A 2,784-nucleotide genomic window follows, 5' to 3' on the forward strand; every position below is an offset into this window, starting at 1 on the left:
CGGCCAGAGACCGGTTCGGTGCCAGACCGGTTAGCCAGATAGTCCGGTCACAGACCCTAGTGCAGGCGACGGGGGGATAAGATGCGCCGCCCCCAGGCAGTCGTCAGAGCCCGGCGCGATTGACCCTGCTCAGCTTCTTATCGCGGTAAAGTTCGACAAAGCGGTCCCGGACGATGATGAAGAAGTTCGGCGGCAGGTGGCCGTAGTGGAAGGTACCGGGCTGCCTGGGCAGCGGGCGCAGGTCCATGGGCCAAGAGTCAATGTTGCACTCGTTGAGCAGGATCCACTGCTGGGCGCTATCCAGCCCCGCCTTCCTCTTCACGTCGTCGGGCAGCTCCAGCCCGATCTCCTCCTCACTCGGCGGCGAGTGGGAGATCGGCAGATACATCACATAATCCTCGGAACGCCCCTCCCGCTTGAAGGTAGCGACCACACAGGCGGGGTGGTCCTTGTCTGCGGTGTGCGCCCCTTCCTGCTCGCGCCGCTTCCAGAGGTATTCGTAGCGGACCACCAAGCCCAGCGTCAGCGTTGGTAGCGGCACGTCCCAGGCATCATTTCGCGCTCAGAAAATCGAAGCGGGGGTCCATGGTGGACGATGCGATCTGGTCAATCAGGTCCTCGGGCAGTTCCTCAATGGCCAAGCTCATCTTGTCCCGCCGCTTCAGGCGCTCGTACTCGTCTGCCTGCACAATGACTACCGCGGGCTTGTTGTAGTGCAGCACCCGCACCGGCTCCGGCGCGGCGTCGCGGGAGCCTTCAGCCTTCTCCCGGTAGACACCGAAGCTCTTTGAGACCTCGGCCGAGCTGACTTCGAGCATCGACGGAATCCTCCTTCAAAGTTCCACAGGAAGTTACGGAACATCCTCCGTAACTTCAAGGGATAGCTGGATCACGGGGTGGCGATTAGCGCCCAGGGTTACCGCAAGGGACCAGATGGCCCTCCCTTCTTAACCCCACCCCTATCCAGCTTCATATGCCGAAGCGGCTTTCCTCGTCGGCATCCTCGGCGGCCACTCGCTTGCTATACTCGGCGTGGTTTTGCATGTCCTGAGCAACCGTCGCGGCACCGTCGGCAATCCAATCCAGCGCACGGGACACGAGACCGCGCCGCGACTCTGCCGTCTGGCGCCAAACAGCGGTGGTAACGGTGACTTCCTCGACTGTGAAAGAGGTCGAGGTCACCGTGGTCCTTTGTACGGTCGCAGACATATGGACGTGCTGGCCGCCGCGCAGTTGTTGCCGGAGCTTTTCACCGGCAGCTGATAGAGGCGCCCTCTCCTGGCTGGCACGCGCGGCCGCAGCCCGCGCCGCGGCAACGCGCTCCCGCTCGGCTTGATCCCTCGCCCGGCTTTTGGACTGCTCGAGCTCGATCCGCGCAAGTCGGTCCTGCTCCCGCATCCACGCCAGCATGACCGCATCGCCGCCCGATGCCTCGATCTGGAACAGCGACACGAAATCCGTGGCGCTCTGGTACGAGTTGGCAGGCTTGGCTGCTGCCTTCTGGGGGCGTGCCCACTCTGGCAGGCGCACGCCTCCGGGCTTAGCCGGGCCGGCAGGCTTGGGTGCGCGATGCCGGCGGCCCACGGCCTGCAGCTCAGCGAGTTCGTCATCGCTCGGCATTCCCGACCAAGTGTTGCGGATCTCCGGCTCCGGCTCCGGAGCGAGCGGCGGCGTGGCCGCCTCGTCCTTCCGGCCGGGCCAATCGCGCATGATGTCGTCGAGGACGTCGCGGGGATCGCGGCTGACCGGCGGCAGAGCCTGGGTGCGTGGGCGGGCCGGCGCCAATGGTGTGGCTGGCGGGGGAGGCTCGATCTCTGCCTCCTCCTCAGCCTTAGCGAAGGCCTGGAAGCCGTCCTCCACCTCTTCGCCGTCGGCGAGGGCCTGGATCCGGGTAACCTCAGCCTCGATCGCCTCGGCCTGATGGTGCATGTCCTCGGCGTCGAGGATCGCGGCCAGCTCGTGAGCCTCGAGGCGAGCATCAGCGACGGTTGGCAGGCTATCGACGAGGCTGCCGAGGCGCGCGCGCAGATCGCGAACGGCGACCTTGGCACCCTCACGCTTTGCCGCCTGGCTGATGAGCTGAGCGGCACGATCGCTGCCACCCTGGGAGTCAACGAGCAACAAGGTCTTGCCGTCGTCGCCCTTGGCCAGAACCAGCCCCTGGGCACGGAAAGCGGCCAGCTGCGCCTTGCTGCCGTTGCTGCCCTGCTGCCAGGCGTGCCATGCGCTGCCGGCCTTGTCGTCCCGCACCCGCCCGGTCCTTTGCTGCTGCTGGCGCTTGGCGGGTTTCAAATCGGCAACCCGGCGTGGGCCAAACCGCGTCGGCTTCGCGCCGGGCGGGTCTGGCAGGCGGGGATAGTTGGCGAGCAGCCAATCGGCGCCGGCCTCGCGGCCGTTGGCGCGCATCCAACGCTCTACCATCTCCGGGTGTGCGATCGGCGGGCACTGGAGGCCGAAGTCCTGGCAGACCTCTACGGCGATCCGCTCGCGGATCACGTAGTCATTGCCGATATTGAGCAGCTTCCCGTCGTCGCACACCCTCCGGTAAACGCGGTGTTCGTGGTCGTCGCGGATGGCCGTGCTGTCGAGCAGCTGATGCTTGACCGAGATATACGGCGCCAGGGTCAACCGCATCTCTTCCTCAAATCGCGTCCAGAAAGCGGCCTTGGCGGCCTCGGGAGCGGCGTTGAGCCCTGGCGAGAGGATGACGTGCATCAAGGGCTTGCCAGACCGCACCGCAGCGGAATGAACCGCCCCGGGTTTGCTGGAGGCCCTACCTGTTGA

Annotated in this window: 3 protein-coding genes; all 3 read right to left on the reverse strand. The window is 65.8% G+C overall.

Annotated features, from left to right (window positions below):
* Positions 1–103: 103 nt before the first annotated feature.
* The 3 genes from QWZ14_RS29305 to QWZ14_RS29315 all read right to left on the reverse strand — a co-directional run bounded on the left by QWZ14_RS29305 (position 104) and on the right by QWZ14_RS29315 (position 2,715).
* Positions 104–541, reverse strand: a complete 438-nt coding sequence (locus QWZ14_RS29305; protein ID WP_290320605.1) for a hypothetical protein — start codon at positions 539–541, stop codon at positions 104–106.
* 10 nt (positions 542–551) lie between these two features.
* Positions 552–818, reverse strand: a complete 267-nt coding sequence (locus tag QWZ14_RS29310) for a type II toxin-antitoxin system Phd/YefM family antitoxin (RefSeq protein WP_290320606.1) — start codon at positions 816–818, stop codon at positions 552–554.
* Positions 819–969: 151 nt separating this feature from the next.
* Positions 970–2,715: a hypothetical protein gene (locus QWZ14_RS29315; protein ID WP_290320607.1), complete on the reverse strand. Its 1,746-nt coding sequence runs from the start codon at positions 2,713–2,715 to the stop codon at positions 970–972.
* Positions 2,716–2,784: the final 69 nt, after the last annotated feature.

It is taken from the genome of Paeniroseomonas aquatica, assembly GCF_030409335.1.
Classification (GTDB): Bacteria; Pseudomonadota; Alphaproteobacteria; order Acetobacterales; family Acetobacteraceae; genus Belnapia; species Belnapia aquatica.